General features: G+C 71.5%; 23 protein-coding genes. 11 read left to right on the top strand and 12 right to left on the bottom strand.

Going from position 1 to position 23095, the window contains the following annotated elements; genetic code table 11:
* The first annotated feature begins 27 nt into the window (after positions 1-27).
* Positions 28-1284 carry an RNA polymerase sigma factor gene (locus ACN28C_RS31060; protein ID WP_422771040.1) on the top strand — a complete coding sequence of 419 codons (1257 nt, stop codon included), beginning with the start codon at positions 28-30 and terminating at the stop codon, positions 1282-1284.
* A 42-nt stretch (positions 1285-1326) separates the two neighbouring features.
* Here the strand turns inward: ACN28C_RS31060 and ACN28C_RS31055 are convergent, their stop codons facing one another.
* On the bottom strand, positions 1327-1668 hold the full coding sequence (locus tag ACN28C_RS31055) for a YciI family protein (RefSeq protein ID WP_422771039.1): 342 nt from the start codon (positions 1666-1668) through the stop codon (positions 1327-1329).
* A 173-nt stretch (positions 1669-1841) separates the two neighbouring features.
* On the opposite strand from ACN28C_RS31055, the gene ACN28C_RS31050 reads away from it, so the two are divergent.
* The 5 genes from ACN28C_RS31050 (at position 1842) to ACN28C_RS31030 (ending at position 8220) form a co-directional block, all read left to right on the top strand.
* Positions 1842-3191: an FAD-dependent oxidoreductase gene (locus ACN28C_RS31050; RefSeq protein ID WP_422771038.1), complete on the top strand. Its 1350-nt coding sequence runs from the start codon at positions 1842-1844 to the stop codon at positions 3189-3191.
* Between the two features lie 76 nt (positions 3192-3267).
* Complete coding sequence (locus ACN28C_RS31045) at positions 3268-4740, top strand: MFS transporter (protein WP_422771037.1); 1473 nt, start codon at positions 3268-3270, stop codon at positions 4738-4740.
* A 177-nt stretch (positions 4741-4917) separates the two neighbouring features.
* Positions 4918-5619, top strand: coding sequence for a DUF899 domain-containing protein (locus ACN28C_RS31040; RefSeq protein ID WP_422771036.1), 702 nt, complete (start codon positions 4918-4920; stop codon positions 5617-5619).
* 16 nt (positions 5620-5635) lie between these two features.
* On the top strand, positions 5636-6874 hold the full coding sequence (locus ACN28C_RS31035; RefSeq protein WP_422771035.1) for an MFS transporter: 1239 nt from the start codon (positions 5636-5638) through the stop codon (positions 6872-6874).
* A 191-nt stretch (positions 6875-7065) separates the two neighbouring features.
* Complete coding sequence (locus tag ACN28C_RS31030) at positions 7066-8220, top strand: acyl-CoA dehydrogenase family protein (RefSeq protein ID WP_422774878.1); 1155 nt, start codon at positions 7066-7068, stop codon at positions 8218-8220.
* 89 nt (positions 8221-8309) lie between these two features.
* Here the strand turns inward: ACN28C_RS31030 and ACN28C_RS31025 are convergent, their stop codons facing one another.
* From ACN28C_RS31025 to ACN28C_RS31000, 6 genes are all read right to left on the bottom strand, one after another.
* Positions 8310-9536, bottom strand: a complete 1227-nt coding sequence (locus ACN28C_RS31025) for a glycosyltransferase (RefSeq protein ID WP_422771034.1) — start codon at positions 9534-9536, stop codon at positions 8310-8312.
* 41 nt (positions 9537-9577) lie between these two features.
* On the bottom strand, positions 9578-10552 hold the full coding sequence (locus ACN28C_RS31020) for a zinc-binding dehydrogenase (RefSeq protein ID WP_422771033.1): 975 nt from the start codon (positions 10550-10552) through the stop codon (positions 9578-9580).
* A gap of 133 nt (positions 10553-10685) precedes the next feature.
* Positions 10686-11081 carry a peptidase inhibitor family I36 protein gene (locus ACN28C_RS31015; RefSeq protein ID WP_422771032.1) on the bottom strand — a complete coding sequence of 132 codons (396 nt, stop codon included), beginning with the start codon at positions 11079-11081 and terminating at the stop codon, positions 10686-10688.
* A gap of 40 nt (positions 11082-11121) precedes the next feature.
* Complete coding sequence (locus ACN28C_RS31010) at positions 11122-12366, bottom strand: cytochrome P450 family protein (RefSeq protein WP_422771031.1); 1245 nt, start codon at positions 12364-12366, stop codon at positions 11122-11124.
* A gap of 16 nt (positions 12367-12382) precedes the next feature.
* Positions 12383-13774 carry an FAD-dependent oxidoreductase gene (locus ACN28C_RS31005; RefSeq protein ID WP_422771030.1) on the bottom strand — a complete coding sequence of 464 codons (1392 nt, stop codon included), beginning with the start codon at positions 13772-13774 and terminating at the stop codon, positions 12383-12385.
* Positions 13771-14211, bottom strand: coding sequence for an SgcJ/EcaC family oxidoreductase (locus ACN28C_RS31000; protein ID WP_422771029.1), 441 nt, complete (start codon positions 14209-14211; stop codon positions 13771-13773). The genes ACN28C_RS31005 and ACN28C_RS31000 overlap by 4 nt, the downstream gene beginning before the upstream one ends.
* Before the next feature lie 223 nt (positions 14212-14434).
* Between ACN28C_RS31000 and ACN28C_RS30995 the strand changes: the two genes are divergently transcribed.
* Entirely contained in the window at positions 14435-15241 is an 807-nt protein-coding gene (locus tag ACN28C_RS30995) for an SDR family NAD(P)-dependent oxidoreductase (protein ID WP_422771028.1), read from the top strand.
* 27 nt (positions 15242-15268) lie between these two features.
* Here ACN28C_RS30995 and ACN28C_RS30990 read toward each other — a convergent pair whose 3' ends face one another.
* Positions 15269-16450 (bottom strand): FAD-dependent oxidoreductase, encoded by a 1182-nt coding sequence (locus tag ACN28C_RS30990; RefSeq protein WP_422771027.1) that lies wholly within the window; start codon positions 16448-16450, stop codon positions 15269-15271.
* A gap of 89 nt (positions 16451-16539) precedes the next feature.
* On the opposite strand from ACN28C_RS30990, the gene ACN28C_RS30985 reads away from it, so the two are divergent.
* Both ACN28C_RS30985 and ACN28C_RS30980 read left to right on the top strand, forming a co-directional pair.
* On the top strand, positions 16540-17127 hold the full coding sequence (locus ACN28C_RS30985) for a TetR/AcrR family transcriptional regulator (protein ID WP_422771026.1): 588 nt from the start codon (positions 16540-16542) through the stop codon (positions 17125-17127).
* A 322-nt stretch (positions 17128-17449) separates the two neighbouring features.
* A complete protein-coding gene (locus ACN28C_RS30980) occupies positions 17450-18511 on the top strand; it encodes an FUSC family protein (protein ID WP_422771025.1) in 1062 nt (353 codons plus the stop codon).
* A gap of 31 nt (positions 18512-18542) precedes the next feature.
* Here the strand turns inward: ACN28C_RS30980 and ACN28C_RS30975 are convergent, their stop codons facing one another.
* A complete protein-coding gene (locus ACN28C_RS30975) occupies positions 18543-19760 on the bottom strand; it encodes a PP2C family protein-serine/threonine phosphatase (RefSeq protein ID WP_422771024.1) in 1218 nt (405 codons plus the stop codon).
* A gap of 268 nt (positions 19761-20028) precedes the next feature.
* Between ACN28C_RS30975 and ACN28C_RS30970 the strand changes: the two genes are divergently transcribed.
* Both ACN28C_RS30970 and ACN28C_RS30965 read left to right on the top strand, forming a co-directional pair.
* Positions 20029-20901, top strand: a complete 873-nt coding sequence (locus ACN28C_RS30970; RefSeq protein ID WP_422771023.1) for an LLM class F420-dependent oxidoreductase — start codon at positions 20029-20031, stop codon at positions 20899-20901.
* 152 nt (positions 20902-21053) lie between these two features.
* Entirely contained in the window at positions 21054-21548 is a 495-nt protein-coding gene (locus tag ACN28C_RS30965; protein ID WP_422771022.1) for a nucleoside-diphosphate kinase, read from the top strand.
* Positions 21549-21670: 122 nt separating this feature from the next.
* Here ACN28C_RS30965 and ACN28C_RS30960 read toward each other — a convergent pair whose 3' ends face one another.
* The 3 genes from ACN28C_RS30960 to ACN28C_RS30950 are packed head-to-tail and all read right to left on the bottom strand — an operon-like array spanning position 21671 to position 23087.
* Positions 21671-22291 carry a GTP-binding protein gene (locus ACN28C_RS30960; RefSeq protein ID WP_422771021.1) on the bottom strand — a complete coding sequence of 207 codons (621 nt, stop codon included), beginning with the start codon at positions 22289-22291 and terminating at the stop codon, positions 21671-21673.
* Positions 22272-22658: a DUF742 domain-containing protein gene (locus tag ACN28C_RS30955; RefSeq protein ID WP_422771020.1), complete on the bottom strand. Its 387-nt coding sequence runs from the start codon at positions 22656-22658 to the stop codon at positions 22272-22274. The genes ACN28C_RS30960 and ACN28C_RS30955 overlap by 20 nt, the downstream gene beginning before the upstream one ends.
* A 9-nt stretch (positions 22659-22667) precedes the next feature.
* Positions 22668-23087, bottom strand: a complete 420-nt coding sequence (locus tag ACN28C_RS30950; RefSeq protein WP_422771019.1) for a roadblock/LC7 domain-containing protein — start codon at positions 23085-23087, stop codon at positions 22668-22670.
* Between the last annotated feature and the right edge of the window lie 8 nt (positions 23088-23095).

The raw sequence follows: 23095 nt of genomic DNA, 5'->3' as shown, positions 1-23095 counted from the left end.
CCAGGCCGGTCGTTGCATCATGGAGCCATGGAAACCGACGGCGGACTCGCCGACCTGCTGCGCCGGTCGGCGCCCCAGGTGCTCGCCACGCTCGTACGCCGGCACGGCGACTTCGACGCCTGCGAGGACGCGGTCCAGGAGGCGCTGCTGGCAGCCGCGCTGCAGTGGCCCGTCGAGGGCGTGCCGGAGAGCCCTCGCGGGTGGCTGACGACCGTGGCGGCGCGCCGCCTCACGGACCAGTACCGCAGCGAGGTCGCCCGCCGGCGCAGGGAGGCGACGACGGCGGCGCGGCTGCCGGCGGACGAGCAGTGGGTGCCCGGCCCGGACGCCGAACGCCCGGAGGACCAGGACGACACCCTGCGACTCCTCTTCCTCTGCTGCCACCCCTCGCTCTCCCCACCCGCCCAGGCCGCGCTCACGCTGCGTGCCGTCGGCGGCCTGAGCACGGATCAGATCGCCAAGGCGTTCCTGACCAGCGAGTCGACCATGGCGCAGCGGATCCGCCGGGCGAAGCAGCGGATCAGGGCCAGCGGCATCCCGTTCCAGCTGCCACCCAGGCAGGAACTGCCCGACCGGCTGCGGGTCGTGCTGCACGTGCTCTATCTGATCTTCAACGAGGGTTACACCGCGACCTCCGGGCCGCAGTTGCAACGCGGCGAGTTGACCGGGGAGGCCATCCGGCTGACCCGGGAGGTGCACCGCCTCCGGCCGGCGGCCGGCGAGGTCGCCGGGTTGCTGGCGCTGATGCTGCTCACCGACGCCCGGCGCGCGGCGCGTACCCGGGCGGACGGCACGCTGATCCCGCTCGGCGAGCAGGATCGCAGCCGCTGGGACCAGGCCGCCATTCGGGAGGGGATATCGCTGCTGACCAGCACCCTGCCGACCGGACCGGCCGGGCCGTACCAGCTCCAGGCCGCGATCGCGGCCGTGCACGCGGAGGCGGCGCGCGCCGAGGAGACCGACTGGCCGCAGATTCTCGCCCTCTACGACCTGTTGCAGCGGGTCTCGCCCAGCCCGGTGGTGGCGCTGAACCGCATCGTGGCGGTGGCCATGGTGCACGGCCCGCAGGCGGCGCTCGGCCTGCTCGGCGGGCTCGCCGCCGACGACCGGCTCGCCGGGCACCACCGGTTGGAGGCCACCCGGGCGCACCTGCTGGAGATGGCGGGCGACCACCCGGCGGCGCAGACGTGCTACCGGCTGGCGGCGCGCCGGACGGCGAGCCTGCTGGAGCGGCGCTACCTGGAGGACCGGGCGGCGCGCCTGGTGGGCGGCGAGGCGCGGTAGCGGTTTCCGGCGCGGGATGTCGTCACCGGTCCCCGGCTGCCGTCACCCGTGCCAGAACGGCCGCAACTCCACGGTGCCGATCTGGGCGCCGGGGTGGGCGGACGCCACCTGGACCGCCTCCTCGAGGCTGGCGCAGTCGATGACGTCGAAGCCGGCCAGCTGCTCCTTCGTCTCGGCGAACGGGCCGTCCGAGACGAGCAGCTCACCGTCGCGTACCCGCACCGTCGTGGCCTCGCTGGTCGGGCGGAGGCGGTCGCCGATCACCCGTACGCCGCGGGCCTGCAGGTCCTGAACCCACGCGGTCGCGGCCTTGACCTCGGCCTCGGCCGCCTCCGGACTCGGCTGGACGGATTCGTCGACGCACACCATCAACAGGTACTTCACCGTCGCCACCCTTCGTGAAGGTCAGGTCACCGCCGGGAGGCTATCAGTTTCCGGTGTACGCCGGAGGCCGGACACGTGCGGTGTATCCGCGTGACAGCAACGGCGAAGATGCGCGGCATCCGGCCGCGGTGTGACAGTCGCCTGGACGGCGGCGGAGCCCCGGGAGGTCCCCCTTGAACGAACATGTCGGTGACCGGGCGGTGGTGCTGGGCGGGAGTGTCGCAGGACTCTTCGCCGCCCGGGTCCTCGCGGACTTCTACCGCACCGTGACGGTGGTGGACCGTGACCAGTTGGTCGGCGCGACCGGTCCGCGCCGCGCCGTACCACAGGGACACCACATCCACGGACTGCTCGCCCGGGGCCAGCAGATCCTGGAGGAGCTGTTTCCGGGCTTCACCAAGGAGATGGCGGCCGGTGGCGTCCCGACCCGCGACTTCGGTACCAGCCTGGGTTGGCACTTCAACGGCCGGATGATCCGCAAGGTGGAGACCGACCTGGTGTGCATCTCGCCCGGCCGCTGGCTGTTGGAGGAGCGGATGCGGGCCAGGGTCGGTGAACTGTCCAATGTCGCCCTTCTGGACCGGACCGACGTCGTCGGGCTCGAGGCGAGCCCGGACGGCGGCCGGATCACCGGTGTCTCGGTGCACCGGCGCGACGACGACGGTCCCGGCGGCCGCCAGTCGCTCCCGGCGGACCTGGTCGTCGACGCCACGGGGCGTGGCTCGCGAACCCCGCGCTGGTTGGCCGAGCTGGGCTATCCGCGCGTCGAGGAGGAGCAGGTCAGGATGGACCTGACCTACACGACGTGCGACTTCAGGGCGCCGCTGGCGACGGACCCCATCGGCGACGACATCGCGATCATCTCGGTCGCGACCCCCGGCAACCCGCGCGGGGCGACCTTCGCCCGGCTGCCCGGCCGCTACTCGGTCTCGCTCAACGGGATTCTCGGCGACCGCGCACCCACCGATCCGGAGGGTTTCCTCGAGTACGTCCGCTCGCTCCCGGTGCCGCAGATCTTCGAGTCGGTCAGCCGGGCGGAGCCGCTGACGAACCCGGTTTCCTTCCACTTCCCCAGCAGCATCCGCCGCCGCTACGAGCGGCTGGCCCGGTTGCCGGAGGGGCTGCTCGTGGTGGGCGACGCGGCGTGCGTCTTCAACCCGATCTACGCGCAGGGGATGACGGTGGCGGCGATCGGGGCGGTCGTGCTGCGCCAGTACCTCGCCGACGGCGCGCGGCGGCCGCAGCGGTACTTCCGCGACCTGGCCCGGGCGATCGACCCGCCCTGGGACATGTCCGCCGGCGGCGACCTCGGCTTTCCGGGCGTCGCCGGCCGCCGCACTCTCAAGGTACGGATGGGGAACGCCTACATGCCCCGGTTGCAGCGGGCGGCCACCGAGGACGCGGTCGTCTCGCACGCCTTCATGCGGGTGGCCGGTCTCGTCGACCGGCCGGAGACCCTGATGCGACCCGCGATGGTCTCGCGGGTGTTGTTTCCGGCCCTGCGCCGGTCGAACGGAGGTTGAGCCGGCCCGTCGGCCGCCGCCAGCACCGTCGCTGCGCCGACCGTCGTGCCGATCGGTGTAACGAGGAGGAGCGGAGATGGAACCAGCCGGGGTAACCGCAACACCTGCCGGGCACGGCGAGCGCGATCCGCGTCGCTGGAGCGCGCTCGTCGTGCTCTGCTGCGCCAGCTTCATGGTGATTCTCGACTCGCAGATCGTCATCGTCGGCATGCCGGCGATCCAGTCGGCGCTGGCGCTTGAAGCCAGCGCGGCACAGTGGATCCTCACCGCCAACCTGCTCACCTTCGGAGGTCTGCTGCTGCTCGGCGGCCGTTCGGCGGACCTGCTGGGCCGGCGCAGGATCTTCATGGCCGGCCTGATCGGCTTCCTGCTCACCTCACTGGTCTCCGGGTTCGCCTGGAACGCCGAGGTGATGATCGCGGCCCGGGCCGTGCACGGGATCTCGTCGGCGATGATGGTGCCGAGCGCGCTGTCGATCCTCATGCGCACCTTCGAGGAGGGAGCCGAGCGCAACAAGGCCATCGCCGCCTGGTCGGCCGTGGGTGGCATCGGCGCCACCACGGCCATGCTGGTCGGTGGCTGGCTCACCAGCAATCTCGGCTGGGAGTCGGTGTTCCTGGTGAACGTGCCGGTGGTGCTGGTCCTGCTGCTGGTCAGCCCGCTGGTGCTGCGGGAGAGTCGGGACCACGGGCGGCGCCGGACGTTCGATTTCGCCGGCGCGTTGACCAGCACCGCGGCACTGGTGGCGCTCGTCTACGCGATCTCCGAGGCGCCGGCGGCAGGCTGGTCGAGCATGCAGACCACCGGCCTGCTCGCCCTGGTCGTCGTCCTCGGCGTCGTCTTCGTCGGGATCGAGGCGCGGTCCAGTGCGCCGCTGGTGCCGCTGCGCACCCTGCGGATGCGTACGGTCGCGACCGGGAACCTGCTGATGGCCGTCGTCGCGATGCTGGTCTTCTCGCTCTCCTTCCTCTCCTCCCTCTACGGGCAGCAGGTGCTGGGGTACTCGGCGATCGAGTACGGCTTCCTGGGCTCGATCATGCCGGTGATGGCCGTCGTGGGCGCGTACATCGGGCAGGCGGTGGTCACCCGGCGCGGGTTCCGGCCGGCCGCCGTACCCGGTGTGGTGATGCTCGGCGTCGCGTGCGCGTTGTTGATCATGATCAATGTCCGGGGTGACTACCTCGGCGACCTCTTCTTCCCCTTCGTGATCTTCGGTCTCGGCCTGGGCGTCGCGCACACCACCGCCTCGATCGTCGCGCTCACCGGGGTCGCGGAGTCGGAATCCGGCCTGGCCTCCGGGCTGGTCCACGCCGCGTTCCAGGTCGGCGGCGGGTTCGGTATCGCCATCGTGTCGACCGTGGCCGTCTCCTTCTCCACCGGGGCCGACCAGCCCAGCGCGCTCACCAACGGCTTCCGGGCCGGCTTCGTCGCCTGCGTGGTGTTCGCGGTGGTCGCGCTCGCCTTCGCGGTGGCGCTTCCCGCCCGCCGGGTGGCGGCCCCCGCCCCCGAGGACGACGAGATCCGGCCCGCGCCGGTCGCCGGAGCGTAGGGCTGCGGCCGGGGCCGCGCGCTGCCGCCGGGGCCGCGTAGGACTCTGTTATCCGCTCGGCCATCCAGCGGCACGGGGCCGCAGGACTCCCGCCGGAAACCCCTCCGGTTGTCGTCCTCCGGCCCCTCGGCTCCGACCTACCTATGAAAGCCCGTCGAGGCGGAAGAGGAGAGCGAGATGAGCGACGTACAGGTGGCGTCGAGGGAAGACTGGCTGGTCGCCCGCAGGCAGCTGCTGGCCGACGAGGAGGAGGCCGCCCGCCGGTTGGCGGAGGTGGCCGCGCAGCGGCGGGCACTGCCGGCGGTGCGGCTGGAGAAGAAGTACGTCTTCGACGGCCCGGACGGCAGGGTCGAGCTGCTCGACCTCTTCGCCGGGCGCCGCCAGCTGATCGTCTACCACTTCATGTTCGACCCGGCCTGGGAGCACGGTTGCAAGTTCTGCTCGTACCTGGTCGACAACATCGGACACCTGTCGCACCTGCACGCCCGGGACACCGCGCTCGCGCTGGTGTCCCGCGCGCCGTTCCCGAAGATCGAGTCGTTCAGGGCCAGGATGGGCTGGAGCGTGCCGTGGTATTCCTCCCACGGCAGCGACTTCAACTACGACTTCCACGTCACGCTGGACGAGGCGGTGGCTCCGGTCGAGTACAACTTCCAGGACCGGGCCACGCTGGAGCGGACCGGGGGACCGACCGAGGGCGAGGCGGGCGGCCTCAGCGTCTTCGTCCAGGACGGCGGCGCTGTCTACCACACCTACTCGACGTACGGGGAGGGTGCCGCGCTGCTGCACGGCATCGACAACTACCTGGAGCTCACCCCGCAGGGCCGGCCGCTTATCCAGGACAAGGCCGGCTGGCTGCGCCACCACGACCGCTACTGAGGATGTGGTCCAAGGTATGAGCGATCACCTTCTCGAGGCGGAGGAGCGGCAGCCGATCGGCACCGCCGTGGCGGTCCGGGCCCGCTGGGCCGTCACGGCCGTCTTCTTCGTCAACGGCCTGCTGATGACCAGCTACATAGCCCGGCTGCCGGGACTGAAGACCGAGCACGCGCTCAGCGACGGCGAGCTCGGTCTCATCCTGACGGTCTACGGCGTGGCTGCGGTGCTCACGATGCAGTTCGTCGGGGTCTTCGTGGCCCGGTTCGGCAGCGTCCGCGTCATCCGGTTGACCCTGGTCGGGCTGCCGGTGGCCCTGGTCGGCGTCGGCCTGGCCGGCGACGCCCTCCAGCTCGCCGCGGCGGTGCTCGTACTGGGTACCGTGATGGGGGTCCTGGACGTCGCCATGAACGCCCACGCCGTCGCGGTGGAACGAGTGCGGGGCCGCCCGATCATGAACGGTTGCCACGCGGCCTGGAGCGTCAGCGCGGCGACCGGCTCGCTCCTGGCCGCCGGGTTCACCCGGGCCGGCGTCTCGCCGACCGGCCATTTCCTGGCGGTCGGCGCGGTGCTCCTGGTCGTCGGCATGCTGATCACCGCATGGCTGCTTCCGCCCTCGGCCGACCACGTCCCGCGCTCCCCGGACCGCAAGCGGGTTCGGGTGGGCTGGCGGGCCGGCTGGACCAGGACGCTGCTGCTCTTCGGCGCGATCGGCTTCGTCACGATGGTCTCCGAGGCCACCGTGATCAGCTGGAGCGGTGTCTTCCTGCACGACTACCACGGCGCGACGCTCGCGCTCGCCCCGCTGGGCCTCACCGCGTTCACCGCCTGCCAGACGGCCGGCCGGCTTGTCGGTGACCGGCTGCACGTGCGCTACGGGGCGCCGGCGCTCTTCCGGGCCGGCGGCGTCGTGGCCGTCTGCGGCCTCCTGGTCGTCCTGCTGGCTCCGTCGCCGACGGTCGCGATCGCCGGGTTCGGGCTGCTCGGTCTCGGCGGGTCGGTGCTGCTGCCGCTGGTCTTCAGCGCGGTCGGGCACGCCGGCGGCGATGGGCCGGGCGCCGCGACGTTCATCTCCCGCTTCAGCACCTTCACCTACGCGGGCATCCTGATCGGCCCGGCGCTGGTGGGATGGTCCGCCGAGCTGGTCGGCCTCGGTTGGACCCTGGCCGGGCTCGTGCCGTTGCTGGTCGGCGTGGTGCTCAACGCCCGGTTGATCGCCTTCGCCGACCGCAACCGTCCGGTGTCGGCGACGACCTGACGGGGTCGTGCATTGCGCACTCGGGAAGGTGCGTGGTTGGTGGCGAAATGTCACGTTACTAAGTGGGCCGGCCGGGTCGGCCGGCCCACTTCTGCCGGAGGTCTCAGGAGGTCATGGTGTTGAGAACCGACGTTCCACCGAGGACGGAGAAGGACGTTCCGTCAGGGCTGGAAACCGCCGTTCCGCAAGGAATGGAGCTTGTCCGGCGGACCGAGGAACTCGTACCCCTGTTGCGGTCGCACGCGGCCTGGACGGACCAGCACAGGCGGCTGCACGACGAGGTCATCGAGGCGATGTCGGCCGCCGGGATCTTCCGGATGCGGGTGCCCGCCCGCTACGGGGGGTACGAGAGCGACGCCGGCACCGTCCTCGAGGTGATCAGCCGGATCAGCGGCAGCGACGGCTCGGCCGGGTGGAACGCGGCCGTGTGGTCGATCAGCAACTGGATCGCCGGCCTCTTCCCCGACGAGGCGCAGGACGAGGTCTTCGCCGAGCCGGACGTGCGGGTCTGCGGGGTACTCAGCCCGACCGCCAGCGCCGAGCCGACCGAGGGCGGCATGGTGGTCAACGGGCAATGGCGGTTCATCAGCGGCGCGCTGCACAGCCAGTGGCAGGCGATCCTCGCCATGGGGCCCGCTCCCGACGGCTCGCAGTGGCCGCTCCTGGCGTTGGTCCCGATGTCGGAGCTGGAGATAGTCGACGACTGGCACACGGCCGGGCTGCGGGGCACCGGCAGCGTCACCACGGTCGCGAAGCAGGTCTTCGTGCCGCACCACCGGGTCATGCCGATGGTGGCGATCCTCTCCGAGCAGTACGCCTCGCAGTGCAACGCCGGGTCACCGCTGTTCCGCCAGCCACTGATCCCGACCGGCTGTGCCACCTTCGCCGCGACCGCGGTCGGACTGGCGAAGGCCGCGCTGGAGGCGTTCCTCGACCGGCTCGGCGAGCGGAAGATCACCTACACCGAGTACACGAGCCAGCGGGACGCGCCGATCACGCACTTCCAGGTCGCCGAGGCGGCCACGAAGATCGACGAGGCCGAGTTCCACGGCCGGCGGCTGACGGATCTGCTGGACGGGAAGTACGCCACCGGTGAGGCCTGGCAGCTCGTCGACCGGGTGCGGGCCCGCGCCGGCCTCGGTCGCGTCTTCCAGCTGACCAAGGAGGCGGTCGGGGTGCTGAAGACCGGCAGCGGCGGCACGTCCATCTACGACGACGTGCCGATCCAGCGCATCGACCGGGACATCCAGACGCTCAACATGCACGCGCTGATGCACCCGAACACCAACGCGGAGCTGTACGGGCGGATCCTCTGCGGGCTCCCGCCGAACACGATGTACCTCTGACGCCGCGACACACCGGACGAACAGGAGGGCTGGCGCGGGCGCCAGCCCTCCTGTCTTCGCGTACGGCCCGGCAGGACCCCGCCTGCCGCTCAGCTGAAGCAGCGGACCTCGCGTCCGACGCGGTGCGCCTCGGCCAGCAGCCGGTCCTTCCAGCGGTCCCAGAGGCCGGCGAGCCGGGACGTGATGACCACGACGTCGACGGAGCGGTCGGCCAGCGGGGTGCGCAAACCGAGCGCGTGGTGCCCGGCGTGCCGCCCGTCGCGTACGGCCCGGTCAAGCAGCTCCCGGTCGAAGTCCATGACCGTGGCCGGCCGCAGCGAGTCCGGGAGGTGGCCGCCCGCGCCGACGACCGCCACCGTGCCGGTCGGCGAGCTGCCGCGCAACGCCTGCTCGATCTCGGCGGCCACGTCCAGGGCGCGCACCTCCCGGGTGTGCCGCAACAGGTCGGTGTAGTCGTCCTCCCACGGCCAGAAGAGGTCGTCGTCGACGAGCGCCCAGCCGATCTCGATGACCGGCTCCGGATGCCGGGCCACCAGGCGGAGCATGTTCTGCTTGAACTGGTCGAGCTGCTCGCGCCGCTTGCGCTCCTGCAACGACTCGATCACCCATGCCGACCGGTCGAACCGGATCGGCAGGCCTCTGCGGTGCAGCAGATAGCCGAGCTCCAGATCCTCTACGGCCCAGCCGCGGTGGCTCTCGTCGAAGCCGCCCACCGACCAGAAGTCGTCGGCACGCACCGAACAGTTGATGGTCCAGAAGACCTGCCACGGGATGCTGCGCCGCTCCAGGTCGTCACCGCACTGCGCGAGTACCCCCTCCCGGAGGTCGAGGAACTCCGGCACCTCGCCGTAGCGGCGTACCGCCTCCTCCGGCGGGTACTGCCGGAGGATGTCCGGCACCTCCCACATCGGCGCCTCCGGGTTGTACCCGTAGGCGTACCCGAGCAGGGCGCAGCGCGCCGCGTCGTCCTGGTGGGCGAGGACGTGCCGCCGGACGAAGTCGGGCCCGGGCAGTGCCCCGGTGTCCAGGAAGACCAGGATCGGCGACGAGGCCAGCCGCGCCCCCTCGTTCCGGGCGAGTGCCACCCGGTTGTCCTCGTCGGCCTGGAAGTGGTATTTCAGGCGCAGTCGGTCCGAGAAGGACCGCACCACCGACGCCGAGTCGTCCGACGACCCGTCGTCGGAGACCACGACCTCGAACTCCGGCGTGCCCGGCCGCTGCCGGGTCAGCTGCAGCAGCGTGTCGTGCAGTTGGTCTCGTCGGTTGTAGGTGGGGATGACGACCGAGACCTGGGGATCGGTTGCGGGTGACGTCACGGCAGGATTCCCTCCGGCTAGATTCCAGCGCGTCCGGACGATCAGAACCTGAGCAGGACCTTGCCCAGGTAGGCCCCGTCGAGCAGGGACTTGATGGCGGGGATCAACTCGTCGAGACCGTCGACGAAGGTCTCGTGCAGCACCACCCTGCCGTCGCGGACCAGCGGAGGGAACTCGCGTTCGAACTCGGGCAGCAGGTCCAGATGGTCGTTGGTGGTGAAGCCGATCAGGTTCAGCCGCTTGCCGATGACCATCTGCATCGTGCGGTGCCCGTGCGGGCGGCCGGTGCTGTGCTCCTCCGAACTTCCGCAGAGCAGGATCCGGCCGTGCGGGCGCATGGCGTTGACGGCGCTGTCGAGTTGCCAGCCACCGACGTTGTCGTAGTAGACGTCAACCCCGCCGAGCTCCTCCGGCCACCCGTCGTGGTAGTCGAACGCCTCGTCGAAGCCGAGCTTCTCGGTGACGAACCGCACCTTCTCGGCGGAGCCGACGCTGCCGACGACCCGGCTGGCCCCGTAGATCCGGGCCAGTTGCCCGACCACGCTGCCGACCGCGCCGGCCGCGCTGGAGACCACGACGGTGTCGCCCTTCTCGATGCCGATCCGGCGCAGTCCGCAGTACGAGACGATCGCCGAGCTGAGATGGTGCGAGATCGACGGGTACCGGCTGGTGTCGAGGACGGTGAACTCCTTGGCGTCGGCGACGGCGTACTCCCGCCACGCCATGTGGTGCAGGACCACGTCGCCGACCCGGAGGTCAGGGCCGGCGGACTCCACGACCTCACCGATGGCGTGCCCCCACATCGGCTCGCCGAGCTGGAAGTGCGGCACGTGCAGGTCGCTCAGGTCACGCATCCGCTGGAGCAGGCCGGGGTCGATCGCCATGTACATGTTGCGGACCACGGCCTGCCCCGGCCCCGGCGCCGGCACCGGCACCTCGACCATGGCCACCTCACCGGGTACCGGCAGATCGTCGGGCGGGCGGGCGATCAGATGGATCTCACGACTGATGGTCACGGTCGGCACTTCCCTCCGAGACGGGGCACGTCGCAGAGTGCGGCGGCGCGAAACTCACGGAAATGAGAATATCGACGTGCCGGAGCTGACCAACTTCGAAAAAGCGCAGTTGCCCGCCCGCGCGGCCCGGTGGTCAGGATCCCCGGTACGGGACCCAGACACTCTCCGGGGTGAAGCTGCCGAAACTGGTCAGGCTGGAGTTGCCGGCCACCTGGTACGGGCCGCCGAGGCAGTCGTCGTTCATGAACATCGCGGCACTGGCGCTGTGGGTGTTGACCGCCGAGTGGGCCCGGTCGCCCCAGCCGTGGTCGACCAGGCTGACACAGGTGCCGCCAGGGACGAGCGATGTCACCGGGAACATCTCGCCGGTGAAGTTGGCGCCCTCGTAGAGACAGAGCGAGCGGGACGGACAGGGATTCGCACGGTGCGCGGATGCCGGGCCGGCTGTCGCCGCCGTCGCGGTGGTGAGCAGGGTCGCCACCGCGACGGTCGTGACGAGCAGCGCCGAGCGCAGGTTTCCGGTCGACACGGTTACCTCCTTCATATCGCCATTCACTGGGGAACCCGGATCAGTTGGCTCGACCGGACGGCGGCCCGGCCAGATACACCGGCAGCGCGCGAAGACCGTTCATGATGAACGTGCCGGGCGGCTCCAGCTCCGCCGGCCGGACCGCGAGAGTCAGCTCCGGAAACCGCTCGAAGAGCGCCGGCAGCGCCACCGACGCCTCCAGGCGGGCCAGGGCGGCGCCGACGCAGAAGTGCGCCCCGTAGCCGAACGACAGGTGCTCCTTGTCCGGCCGCGTGAGGTCGAACGTCCCGGCGCTCTCGCCGTACCGCGCGGGGTCGCGGCCGGCGGCGGCGAGGCAGATGAGGATCGGCGTCCCCTTGGCGATGGTGACTCCGTCCAGTTCGATGTCCTCGGCCGCGAACCGGAGCGGGAGTTGCGCGATCGGCGCCTCCGCCCGCAACGTCTCCTCGATCACGTCGGACCAGGACGCGGTGCCCGCGGCCACCAGCTCGCGCTGGCCAGGCTGGGTGAGCAGGGTGACGACGGCCTTGGTCAGCAGGTTCATCACCGTTTCCGACCCCGCGCCGAGCACGTTGAACAACGAGCCGACGAGTTCGGACTCGCTGAGCAGCCCCTGCCGGTCGTGGGCCTGCACCAGGCGGCTGGTCATGTCGTCGGCCGGGGCCGCCCGCTTGGCGGCCACCAGATCCCGCAGCGCCACCTGCCAGTGGGCCAGGTTGGCCGCGGCCTGCTCCGGCGGCAGGGTGGTGTCGACGGCGAGTTCGAGGCCGCGCAGCACCTCCGGCCGGGCCTCCTCCGGTATGCCGAAGAGTTCGCAGATCATCTGCGCCGGCAACGGCGCGGCGTAGTTGGCCCGGAGGTCGACCGGCCGGTCCGGGGGATGCTCGGCGAGCCGGTCCAGCAGGTCGGCGACGATGCGCTCCACCAGTGGACGCTGTGCCTCGATCCGGCGTGGGCCGAAATCGGGCGCGACGAGTCCGCGCAGCCGACGGTGGTCGTCGCCGTCGACCAGCGTCATGCTGTCCATCTTGACCCAGCTGATCAGCGGCCAGTCGTCGCCGATCTCGCCGGCGACGAACGCCGGCCAGTACCGGCGCGGGTCCTTGACCACGCGCGGATCGGCGAAGAGGCGTCTGGCCAGTGCGTAGCTGGTGATCGACCACGCCATCACCCCACCGGGAAGCTCCACCGGGACGGCGGGCCCGAGGTCGCGCAGCCGTGCCGCCTCGGCCAGGATGTCGCTCCCGGCGCGGTCGATGACGTAGGGGCAGCCGTTGCTCTCCATGACTCATCTCCCGGGATCATGAGGGGACCGCGGCCGGGGCGACCGCCGGCAGCGGCGCCGGGTGCCGCCGGCCGAGCACCCGCGCCAGCATCCGTGGCCGCAGCAGCGACTGCGGGCCGTCGATCAGCCCGGCCACCCGCAGGAAGGACTCCGCCACCACCGGGTCGTCCGCCACCGCGCGGTGCACCCGGGCAAGGTAGGCACAGCCGAGCCGGACTCTCGGGGTCCGTACGCCGGCCACCTGCGGGTACGCCAGGTCGCCGAGGACGTTGACGTCCCAGGCGGCCCGGACGGTCGGGGCGACGTCGGCGAAGAACTCCAGGGGTCGGGGCTCGACACCGCGACGCAGGTGGTCGCGGAGCACCAGCGCCTCGACGGCGGTGATCGTGTTGCCCTGTGCGTAGACCGGGTTGGGACTGGCCATCGCGTCCCCCAACACCAGCAGGCCGTCGGGAAAGCTGGCCAGCTTCTCGTAGTGCCGCCACAGGCTCGTCGGGAACTGGTACGCCCGGATTCCGTCCAGCGGTTCGGCGATCCGCAGCGCATCGTGGATCTCCGGCACCGGCACCGTCCGGGCGTACGCGAGGAAGCCCTCCGGCTCGGTGGGTGCCTGGTCGCCGAGGTGGGCGTTGAGCGACAGGACGTACCGCTCGCCCCCGTCCGGCAGGGCCCGCTCCCGCGCGAAGACGGCGCCGCGCGGGTGACTCGGTGTCTGCGCGACGATGTACGCCAGGTCCGTGCCGAGCACGCCCAGCGGCAGCCGGTAGTGCCGGGTGGTGTAGCTGAGCCGGATCCTCATCCGCTCCTCCGCCGGAGGTTGGTAGCCCAGCTCCGCCAACCAGACCGGCAGCCGCGAGCCCCGGCCGGTGGCATCCACCACCAGGTCGGCGGCGAGCACCTCCGGCCTACCGTCGCGCTGGTCGACTATCCGCGCCCCGGTCACCCGGCGGCGGTCCGGCGTGGTCACCAGCTCCCGCACGTCGTGACCCTCCCGGAAGGTCACGTTCGGCAGGGCCCGGACCCGATCGCGGGTGCGTTGCTCCAGTGCGCTCCTCGGGATGGCGAGGCAGACGAGTCCGCTCCGCACCTTCGGCAGCCGCCGGCCGTTGATCACCCAGCGCAGGTCGGCGCCCACGTCGCCGGTGGGCACCCCGGCCGCCCGGGACTCCTCGGTGATGCCGGGGAACAGCTCCTCGATGGCGCGCTGCCCCCGGGCGAGCAGCGCGTGTGCGTGGAACGCCTGGGGGGTGGCGCGCCGGGTGTCGGTAGCGCCGAGCAGGCGGTCCCGGTCCACGACGACGACCTCGCGGTACGCCTCGGCGAGTACCTGACCGGCGAAGAGACCGGCGATGCTGCCCCCCAGGACCACGGCACGCCCACCGACGGCGCCGTCCACCGGCTGACTCACCGGGGCCCGTCCGGCAGCGGGATCGGGGCGCGGACCGGTGTGTTCCCGTACCCGGTGATGATCCACTCACCGTCCTGCTTGACGAAGACCCAGATGCCCCGGATCGCGTGCTCGACCGGCACCTCGGTGGCGCCCGGCGGGTACGCGCCGCCCTGCGAGAGGAGCAGCATCACGTCGTCCCGGATGTACCGCAGCTCCAGCGGCGCACCGAGCACGTTGGTGCCCTTCCACTTGCCGTCGAAGGCCTCCGCCATCCAGTCACGGATGGCCGGGCGCCCCTTCAGATGGGCGCCGGGCAGCACGATCGAGGCGTCCTCGCTGTAGACGGTGGCCAGGGTGTCGGCGTCGTTCTCACCCCACGCGAGGGTGATGCGCGCGACGATATCGCGTACCGCTTTCTCGTCTTCCGGGCGTACGGGGGAGACGGAGCTACTCATTGCGATTTCCCTTCCCGCGACGGGTGGCAAAAGGTGCGCGTGACCGGGGACGCTGACCTGTCGCCGGTACTCCAGAATCGTCGTATCGGGTCGAACGGCGAGGCATCTCCTGGCGTGCGGTGGCTGCGCATGCATGAAGACGTGACGTCGGCGGCACCTGGTGACAATCGGTCAACGAAATGGTCTGCGCCGATGTCCGCGCTGCCCGAGGAAGGGGCCCGAAGTGTTTGGTTTGGACGGCAAGAACGCCGTGGTCACCGGCGCGTCCCGGGGCATCGGCCGGGCGGTGGCGCTCGGCCTGGCCGAGGCCGGTGCGAACGTGGCGGTACTGGCCCGCGGCACGACCGCGCTGGCCGAGGTGGCGAAGGAAATCGAGGCGTCGGGGCGCAGGGCCGCCGTGCTCACCTGTGACATCGACCGGCCGGATGAGATCGACCAGGCGGTGGCCGCCACCCGGGACGAGTTCGGCGGGATCGACATCGTGGTCAACAACGCCGGCGGGTTCAGCCATGTCGGACCGTTTCTGGAGATGACGCCGGAGGACTGGACGCAGATTATGCGCACCAATCTGGATTCTGTCGCGCACATGTGCCGGGCGGTGGGCGGATATCTGACCGGGGTCGGCCGGGGATCGGTCATCAACGTGGCCTCGGTCGGCGGTTACAACGGTGTTCCCATGCTCTCGCCGTACGCGGTGGCGAAGGCAGGGGTCATCTCGCTGAGCCGCACCCTCGCGGTGGAATGGGCGGCCCGTGGAGTACGGGTCAACGTGATCGCGCCGGGCTGGACGCGGACCCAGTTGACCCGCAGCTTCGCCGGGAACGCGGAGCTGGCCGATGGCCTGATCCGCAGCGTGCCGGTGGGGCGGTGGGGGGAGCCGGAGGATCTCGTCGGCGCGGCGGTCTACCTGGCCAGCGACGCGTCCCGGATGGTCACGGGTGCCTGCCTGACCGTCGACGGTGGGGTGACCGCGTACGACACCGGGCCCGCGATGATCGACATGCTGAGCGTCGGCCGGGTCCCGATTTAGCGGGCGCCGGGGGCGGACATGTCGCGGTCAGACGCGGTCGTCGTTGAGGACGCTGCTGCACCTGCGGATCGTCGCGAGGTGCAGCCGTCCGGTCAGGGCGGAGGGCAGCAGCCGGCCGGCGAGCCGGGCCGGTGCCGCCGGTGGCGCGTTGGTGATCTCGCTCGCCGCCAGTCGGGAGATCCGGCGTACCCGTCGGCTCCGGATCCGCTCGTACCGGCGCAGGGCGGTGACCGGGTCGCCGGGTGTGCGCAGCGCGCGGCGCAGCAGCCAGGCGTCCTCCAGAGCCTGGTTGGCGCCCTGGGCCTGCGACGGTGGAAACGCGTGCGCGGCGTCGCCGAGCAGGGTCGACGGGCCGGTGCCCCAGCGGGCCGGCACCTGGTGCAGGACGTGCGGGTACGCCTGCACGTCCGACTCGGCGAGCCCGGCCAGCAGTTCACCGACCGGCTCGGCGTAGGAGGCGAACCTGCCGCGCAGCCACTCCAGCACGGGCCGGTCGGCGGGCGCCGGCACGGGTACGTCGAACCACCACTGGAGCAGTCCACCGCCGGCCGGCATCAGGCCGCAGAGCCCGGCCGGACCGACGAGGCAGCGGGCGGCCACCCCGCCGGCCAGCTCGGGTAGTGCCAGGGTCAGGCCCTGCCAGCTCACCCAGCCGTTCCGGCTCGCGGGCGTCGGGTCCAACACCACCCGGCGCACCGCGGACCGGTAGCCGTCGGCACCGACCAGCACGTTCCCGATTGGCGCGTCTCCGGCGTCCGCGTCCCTGGTGGGCGCATCTCCGGCATCCGCGTGTTCGGCCAGGCCGGTGACGGTCACGCCACCGGGCGCCACCCGCAGGTCGGAGACGGCGCATCCGTAGCGCACGGTCCCGGGCGGCAGGGCTCCGGTGAACCGGTCGAGGATCGCGGCGCGGGGCACGGTGGCCACGCCGTAGCCGGTGCGGCGGCGCATCACCCGCAGATCCGCACGCCCGAAGGGGCGCCCACGCGGGGTGTGGAACTCCAGGGTCTCGACGTCGCCACCGAGCCCGTCGAGCGGCACCCTGAGGTCGGCGGCCGCTGCCGCGCCGTTGCTGAAGATCGTCACCGCCGCGCCGTCGGCACGCGGTCCCGGTGCCCTTTCCAGCACCCGGACCCGGTGCCCGTCGGCCACCAGCCCGTTCGCCAGGGCCAGCCCGCCGATGCCCGCACCGACGATGATCACCTCCACGACGACACCCCGTGCACGGATCAGTTCACTGCCATCGGTTCCAGTTCACTACCATCGTTGTACTACGGATGGTGTCATACTATCGGTACGTGCCACCACCCAACCCGCGCCGCCGGGCAGCCCTCGCGGACGCCGCCATCGCGCTGCTGGCCGAGTCCGGCGTGCACGGCGTCACCCATCGGGCGGTCGAGAAGCGGGCCGGACTCCCCACCGGCACGGCCTCCAACTACTTCCGCAGCCGGGAGGCGCTGCTGGTCGCGGCAGCAGAGCGGGTCGGTGAGCTGCACTACGAGGACATGGACGCGGCCGGATCCACATACCGGCCGGCGCCGGCAGCCGGCACCCGGGAGCGCGCAGTGGAGCTGATCGCCGAATCGCTGCTCATTGCCGCTACCGCGCATCGGGACCGCTATCTGGCGATCTTCGAGCTTCGGCTGGAGAGCCTGCGCCGGCCGGCCCTCGCCGACGCGCTGCACGGCCTGCTCCAGCGCTCGGTCGCCGTCACCACCGGACACCATGCCGACCTCGACCTCCAGATTCCGCCGGAGGTCGTGCCGACGCTCGTCACGCTCTACGGTGGGGCGCTGTTCACCCTGGTGAGCAGCGCGCCGGACGAGATCACTCCGGAGCGCACCCGGGAGCTGGCGGCAGCGATCGTCCGGGCCGCTCTCGGCTGATCTCTGGGCCTGCAGCGGCGGCGCTTGGAGCGACGGCGACGAGAACGTCGGCGAGCACCTCGGTGCGGGTGGAGAAGGCCAGCTCGGCCGGGCGGTGAGGAGCAGCCACTCGGCGGCCTCCTCGGTCGGGCTCGAGGCGGGCGGCGCCTCGGCGGCCTGCGCCCGGCGGGTCGGACCCCGGCGGGTCGGACCCCGGCGGGAGAGCGGACGCGGCGACCGGATGCGGATATCGTGCGGGAAACGATCAACGGTCGATGATCGGGGTGTGCCGGTGGGATGGCTCCGGCTTGTTGCCGACCGACTCCGCCAGGGTTGGCTGGGAGTGGTCGAGGCGACACTGGCCGCGACCGTCTCCTGGGCGGTCGCGGCCGCGCTGCTCGGCCATCCGCAACCCTTCTTCGCCCCGGCGGCGGCGCTGATCGTGCTCGGCCAGGCCCGGGGGCAACGGATGCGCCGGGCCGTGGAGGTGGTGCTCGGGGTCGCGGCCGGAGTGCTCGTCGCCGACCTCGTGGTGCAGGCGCTCGGCCGGACCACCTGGACCGTGCTGACCGTCGTGCTGCTCACCGTCGGGCTCGCCATGGCGATCGGCGCGAGCAGCGTCTCCGTGGTACAGGCCACGGTCTCCGCCCTCTACCTGGTGACGGTGCCGCCGGCGACCGACGCGCTGGTGCCGTTCCGGTTCGTCGACGCGCTGATCGGCGGGCTTGTCGCGCTCGCCGCGAGCCAACTGTTCAGCGCCCGGCAGCCGCTCGCCCCACTGCTGGCCGAGTCCCGGCAGACCTTCGCCGCGCTGGCGGAGTTGCTCATCGGGATCAGCGAGGCGTTGGACCGCGACGACGAGCCGGCGGCGGTGGCGGCGCTGCACCGGGCCCGCCAACTCGACTCGGCCGTGGACCGGCTCCAGACCGCGGTGCTGGCGGCCGGGGAGGCGCTGCGCCTGCACCTGCGGCGGCGCCGGCACATCGGGCGGGTGCACGCGCTGGAGGCGTCGAGCCGACAGGTCGACTACGCCGTACGCAACCTGCGGGTGCTGGCCCGGGCCGGAGTGGCGCTGACCCGGCTGCCGGTGGCCAACCCGCCGGAACTCGGCGCCGCACTGCGTTGCCTCGCCGAGGCGGTACGCTGCGCCGGCGAGGCGCTCGCGGCCGACCTGACCGGGCAGGACGAGGCGGCCGACCGGTACGCCGAAGAGACCGACGTCGCCGCACTCGACGCGGTACGCACGGCCGGGCGGCTGCTGCTCACCCCGGAACCGCCGCTGCCGATCATCATGATCGTGGGGCAGATCCGGGCGACCGCGATCGACCTGCTCCGGGGCGTGGGCGCGGACGACGTCGCCGTGCTGGCCCGGGTCGACGAGGCTCTCGGACTGCCACCGCTGTAGGGGGGACTGCCACCGCGGTAGGGCGGCCGGGTCATCCGGCCGGCGCGTGCCGGCGTACCGCCAGCAGCGCGACGTCGTCGACGGGCTGTTCGACCGCGAGGGTGGTCATCACGGTGACGCATACCGACTCGGCCGGCCCGGGCTGGATGGCGGCACGCAGCCGGTCCAGCCCGACGTCGATGAGCTCGTCGCGCCGCTCGATGAGCCCGTCGGTGTAGCAGACCAGGACGGCGTCGGGCGGGAACTCGACCGAGGTGCTGCGGCGGCGCTTCGGGCGTCCGATGCCGAGCGGCAGGTCGACGGGGAGCGGGACGGTGTCGACCGGCTTTCCGGGGCTGGCCAGCATGGGCGGCAGGTGACCGGCCAGCGAGACGCGCATCTCCGTCCGGTCCGGGCTGACCAGCGTGTAGAGCACCGTGGCGAGCTTGCCCGCCTCGAAATGTTGGATCTTGTGGTCGAGTCGGGTCAGCGCGTCGGCGGGGTCGTCGCACTCCAGGGCGTAGGCGCGCAGCGCGCTGCGCAGCCGTCCCATCACCACGGCCGCCGGCAGCCCGTGCCCGGAGACGTCGCCGACGACGATGCCGAGCCAGCCGGTGGGGAGGCTGAAGACGTCGTACCAGTCGCCGCCGATCCCGGTGTGGTGGCCGGGCACGTACCGGGCGGCCATGTCGACGCCGGCCGCCTCGGGTAGCCGGGTCGGCAGCAGGCTGCGTTGCAGGGCGAGCGCGGCCGTCCGGTCGATGTTGCCCAGTCGGGCCTGGCTCGCCAGGCTGGCGCGGTCGGCGACCAGTTGCAGCAGCCGGATGTCGTCGGCGTTGAACCGTCGTGGTGTGAGGCTGCCGACGTGTAGGACCCCGACGAGTTCGGAGCCGGCGAACATGGGCACGCCGAGCATCGACTGGATGCCCTTCTCGATCAGCAGCGGGTTGACCACCGTGGCCGGGGTGACCTCCTCGAGCACCACGGGCCGCTTGTCCTGGGCGACCCGGCCGGCGAACCCCCGGCCGACCGCGACCCGGAAGCCCTGCCGGACCTCCTCCGCCAACCCCTGCGCGGCGGTGGCCACGAGCTGCTGGGCGTGCTGGTCCAGGAGCAGGATCGCGGCGGTGTCCACCTGGAGGAGCCCACAGACCCGCGCCAGCAACTCGTCGAAAAGGTCCTCCACCTCGAGCCGGGACAGTGTCGAGTCGGTCACCGCCTCGATCCGGCGCAGCCGTTCGTCGGCGCCGGAGTCATCCGCCTCGATCACGCGGGAAAGCGTAGCCTCTGCCGGGGTGTAGCGGTGCTGCTGGACGGTCGGTTCGGCGTGGACCGGCCCGGTACGACCCGGAGAACGGACATAGCAGACGGGAACCCACGATCCGGCAACGCCTTCGCCGGGACGACGGGTCGGGCCGAGCCGGCCTCGGAGACCGGTTGACCGGGTGTCGGTGCGGCGATCCGGCGCCGCGCGGTTAGGGTGGCGGCAGATCGTCCGGTTCGACAGTCGCCGACCTACCGGAGGAGGCGGACGCCCCATGCGGCTTGGCCTACAGATCCCCAATTTCACCTGGCCGAACGGTCCGGCCGGGCTCGGTGCCGATCTGGCCGCCGTGGCCCGGACGGCAGACCGGGTCGGCTTCGACTGCGTCGCCGTGATGGACCACCACTTCCAGATCCCGAGCGTCGGTCCGAGCGAGGCCGACATGTTGGAGGCGTACACCACGCTGGGTTTCCTTGCCGCACACACCGAGCGGGCCACCCTGCTGACCCTGGTCACCGGGGCGCACTACCGGTCGCCCGGCCTGCTCGCGAAGATCCTGACGACCCTGGACGTCCTCTCCGGCGGGCGGGCGATGCTCGGCATCGGGGCCGGCTGGAACGAGGAGGAGTCGCGCGGGCTCGGCTTCCCGTTCCCGCCGCTCGCCGAGCGCTTCGAGTTGCTCGAGGAGACCCTGCGGTTTCTGCTCCAGATGTGGTCCGACGACGACGGACCGTTCCGCGGCCGGCACGTCCGGGCCGAGCGCCTGCTCAACTCGCCGCAGTCGCTGACCCGCCCTCACCCGCCGATCATGATCGGCGGAGGTGGGGAGAGGAAGACGCTGCGGCTGGTCGCCAGGTACGCCCAGGCGTGCAACCTGTTCAACAGCCCGCAGCTGGAGCACAAGCTCACGGTGCTGCGGGAGCACTGCGAACGGGAGGGGCGCGACTACGACGCGATCACCAAGACGGTCTACCAGTTCATGGACGTCGGGGAGAACGGCGAGAAGACGAGCGAGCTGGTCGACGAGCTGCGCCGGCTGAGCGATCTCGGCTTCGACATGGCGATCGGCGCCGTACCGCAGCTGCCCCGGTTGGACGTGCTGGAGCGGATCGGCGCCGACGTCATCCCGGTGGTGCGGGAGTTCTGAGCGATACCGCCGGGCGGTAGCGCCGAACCGGTCAGCCTCGGCCGGCTACTATCCTGATCTCAGCGGCCTGTCGCGGGAGCGACGCCGGACGGCATTCTCGACCTGCGGCGTCCGGTTCCCGGGCCCGACCAGATGATCGAGGAGGGGCACCGGTGGCGGCCTTGGAACGTACTCTTGTCCTGCTCAAGCCCGACGCGGTGGCGCGCGGGCTGACCGGCCGGCTGGTGCAGCGGTTCGAGGACGCCGGCCTCAAGATCGTCGGCCTCAAGATGAAACAGCTGGACGCGGACTTCACCCGCCGGCACTACTTCGACCTGGAGGAGCGGTTCGGTAAGGGCGTCTACACGGCCACCGCCGCCTACATGCAGCAGGGACCGGTGGTCGCGCTCCTGCTGGAGGGGGTCGAGGCGGTGGCGAACGTCCGCCGCATGATCGGACCGACCTTCCCCGGCCAGGCGGCGCCGGGCACCATCCGGGGCGACTTCGCCCACATGTCGAAGGCGTACGCGGAGACGAGCGGCAAGGCCGTCGCCAACCTGGTACACGCCTCGGGCAGCATCGACGAGGCGAAGTACGAGGCCGAGCTCTGGTTCGGCGACGACGAGCAGTTCGACTACCGGGGCACCGCCGAGCGGTACGTCTTCTGACCGCCGCCCTGCGGTTACCCGCCCCCGAGGATCCGCAGCGACCGCGTTCCGCCTTTCCGTGCCTCGTCCGCGCCGTCGCGGACGAGGCACGCGGCCGGGTGGTTGTGCCCCCGGTGCGCCGGTCAGCCGGCGCTGGCCGCCGTCACGGTGCGGTGGCTGCGCATCGCGTGCTCGACCACCGCGATCAGCACCTCCTTGCCGGACTTTCGTGACCGGGCGTCACAGAGCATGACGGGTACGCCCGGGTCGAGACTCAGCGCCTGGGTGACCTCGTCGAGCTCATAGCGCCGGGCACCCTCGAAGCAGTTCACCGCCACCACGAACGGCGTGCCGTGCTTCTCGAAGTAGTCGACCGACGGGAAGCAGTCGGCCAACCGGCGGGTGTCGGCGAGCACCACCGCGCCGAGCGCACCCAGCGCCAGTTCGTCCCAGACGAACCAGAACCGGTCCTGTCCCGGAGTGCCGAAGAGATAGAGCACCAGGTCGTCGGTGATGCTGATCCGCCCGAAATCCATCGCCACAGTGGTGGTGGTCTTCGTCTCGACTCCGGACAGGTCGTCGACGCTGTGGCCCTCCTCGGTGAGGACCTCCTCGGTGCGCAGCGGCCGGGTCTCGCTGACCGCGCCGACCAGGGTGGTCTTGCCGACGCCGAAACCTCCGGCGATCAGGATCTTGACGGCGGTCGGCATCCGGTCCGCGGACGTCCCGGTCCGGTCGACACCGTCAAAGTGCTCGTAGTCCATTGATCACCTGTTCGAAGATGCTGTCATCGGTCAGGACCGGCGCCGGCCGCGGCTCGGCGACCCGGACGAGCCGGTGTTCGAGGAGGTCGCCGAGGAGTACCCGGATGGTGCCGAGGGGAAGGTCCAGATGTGCCGCGACCTCGGCGACGGAGAGCCGCCGTCGGCAGAGCGCGACGATCGCCAGGTGTTCCGGCCCGAGCCCGACATCTCGGGAGGAGATCGTCCGCACCGTGCTGACCTGCGAGATCAGGTCGAACTTGCCGGTCGCAGGCCGGGCCCGACCCCGGGTCACCGCGTACGGCCGGACCACCGGGCCGGCGTGGTCGTCGACCCAGTGGATTTCCGGAGGCTCCTCGTTCTCGGTCATCGCCGGGGCTCACTGCCGGTAGACCGGTGCGTCGGGTGTCCGGGTGCTGGAGGCCAGGTATTTGCCGGCCCGGGCCACCAGCATGGCCATCTCGTACGCGATCAGCCCCACGTCCGCGTCCTCGGCGGCCAGCACGGCGAGACAGGCACCGTGCCCGGCTGCGGTGACGAACAGGAACGCCGAGCGCATCTCGATGATCGTCTGCTGTACCGGCCCTCCGCCGAACCGCTTTCCGGCGCCGCGGGCCAGGCTCTGCACGCCCGACGCCACAGCGGCCAGATGTTCCGCGTCGTCCCGGTCAAGCTCGCGCGACGAGGCCATCAGCAGTCCGTCGACGGAGAGCAGGATTGCGTGCTGGGTCTGTTTCACCCGGCCGACCAGGTCGTCGAGCAGCCAGGTCAGGTCGAGGTTGGACGCTGTTTTCTGCACGGATTCGT

This window comes from Plantactinospora sp. WMMC1484 (assembly GCF_049315195.1).
Taxonomy (GTDB): Bacteria; Actinomycetota; Actinomycetes; order Mycobacteriales; family Micromonosporaceae; genus Plantactinospora.
The sequence above is the reverse complement of the archived record's forward strand: the minus strand, read 5'-3'. Positions and strand labels throughout refer to the sequence as shown.

What these genes read in the sequence shown, in the direction of transcription:
- ACN28C_RS31060 (WP_422771040.1), top strand. Translation starts at nt 28, where the DNA reads ATGGAAACCGACGGCGGACTCGCCGACCTGCTGCGCCGGTCGGCGCCC.
- ACN28C_RS31045 (WP_422771037.1), top strand. Translation starts at nt 3,268, where the DNA reads ATGGAACCAGCCGGGGTAACCGCAACACCTGCCGGGCACGGCGAGCGC.
- ACN28C_RS31040 (WP_422771036.1), top strand. Translation starts at nt 4,918, where the DNA reads ATGAGCGACGTACAGGTGGCGTCGAGGGAAGACTGGCTGGTCGCCCGC.
- ACN28C_RS31035 (WP_422771035.1), top strand. Translation starts at nt 5,636, where the DNA reads ATGAGCGATCACCTTCTCGAGGCGGAGGAGCGGCAGCCGATCGGCACC.
- ACN28C_RS31030 (WP_422774878.1), top strand. Translation starts at nt 7,066, where the DNA reads ATGGAGCTTGTCCGGCGGACCGAGGAACTCGTACCCCTGTTGCGGTCG.
- ACN28C_RS31010 (WP_422771031.1), bottom strand. Translation starts at nt 12,366, where the DNA reads ATGGAGAGCAACGGCTGCCCCTACGTCATCGACCGCGCCGGGAGCGAC.
- ACN28C_RS31000 (WP_422771029.1), bottom strand. Translation starts at nt 14,211, where the DNA reads ATGAGTAGCTCCGTCTCCCCCGTACGCCCGGAAGACGAGAAAGCGGTA.
- ACN28C_RS30970 (WP_422771023.1), top strand. Translation starts at nt 20,029, where the DNA reads ATGCGGCTTGGCCTACAGATCCCCAATTTCACCTGGCCGAACGGTCCG.
- ACN28C_RS30960 (WP_422771021.1), bottom strand. Translation starts at nt 22,291, where the DNA reads ATGGACTACGAGCACTTTGACGGTGTCGACCGGACCGGGACGTCCGCG.
- ACN28C_RS30955 (WP_422771020.1), bottom strand. Translation starts at nt 22,658, where the DNA reads ATGACCGAGAACGAGGAGCCTCCGGAAATCCACTGGGTCGACGACCAC.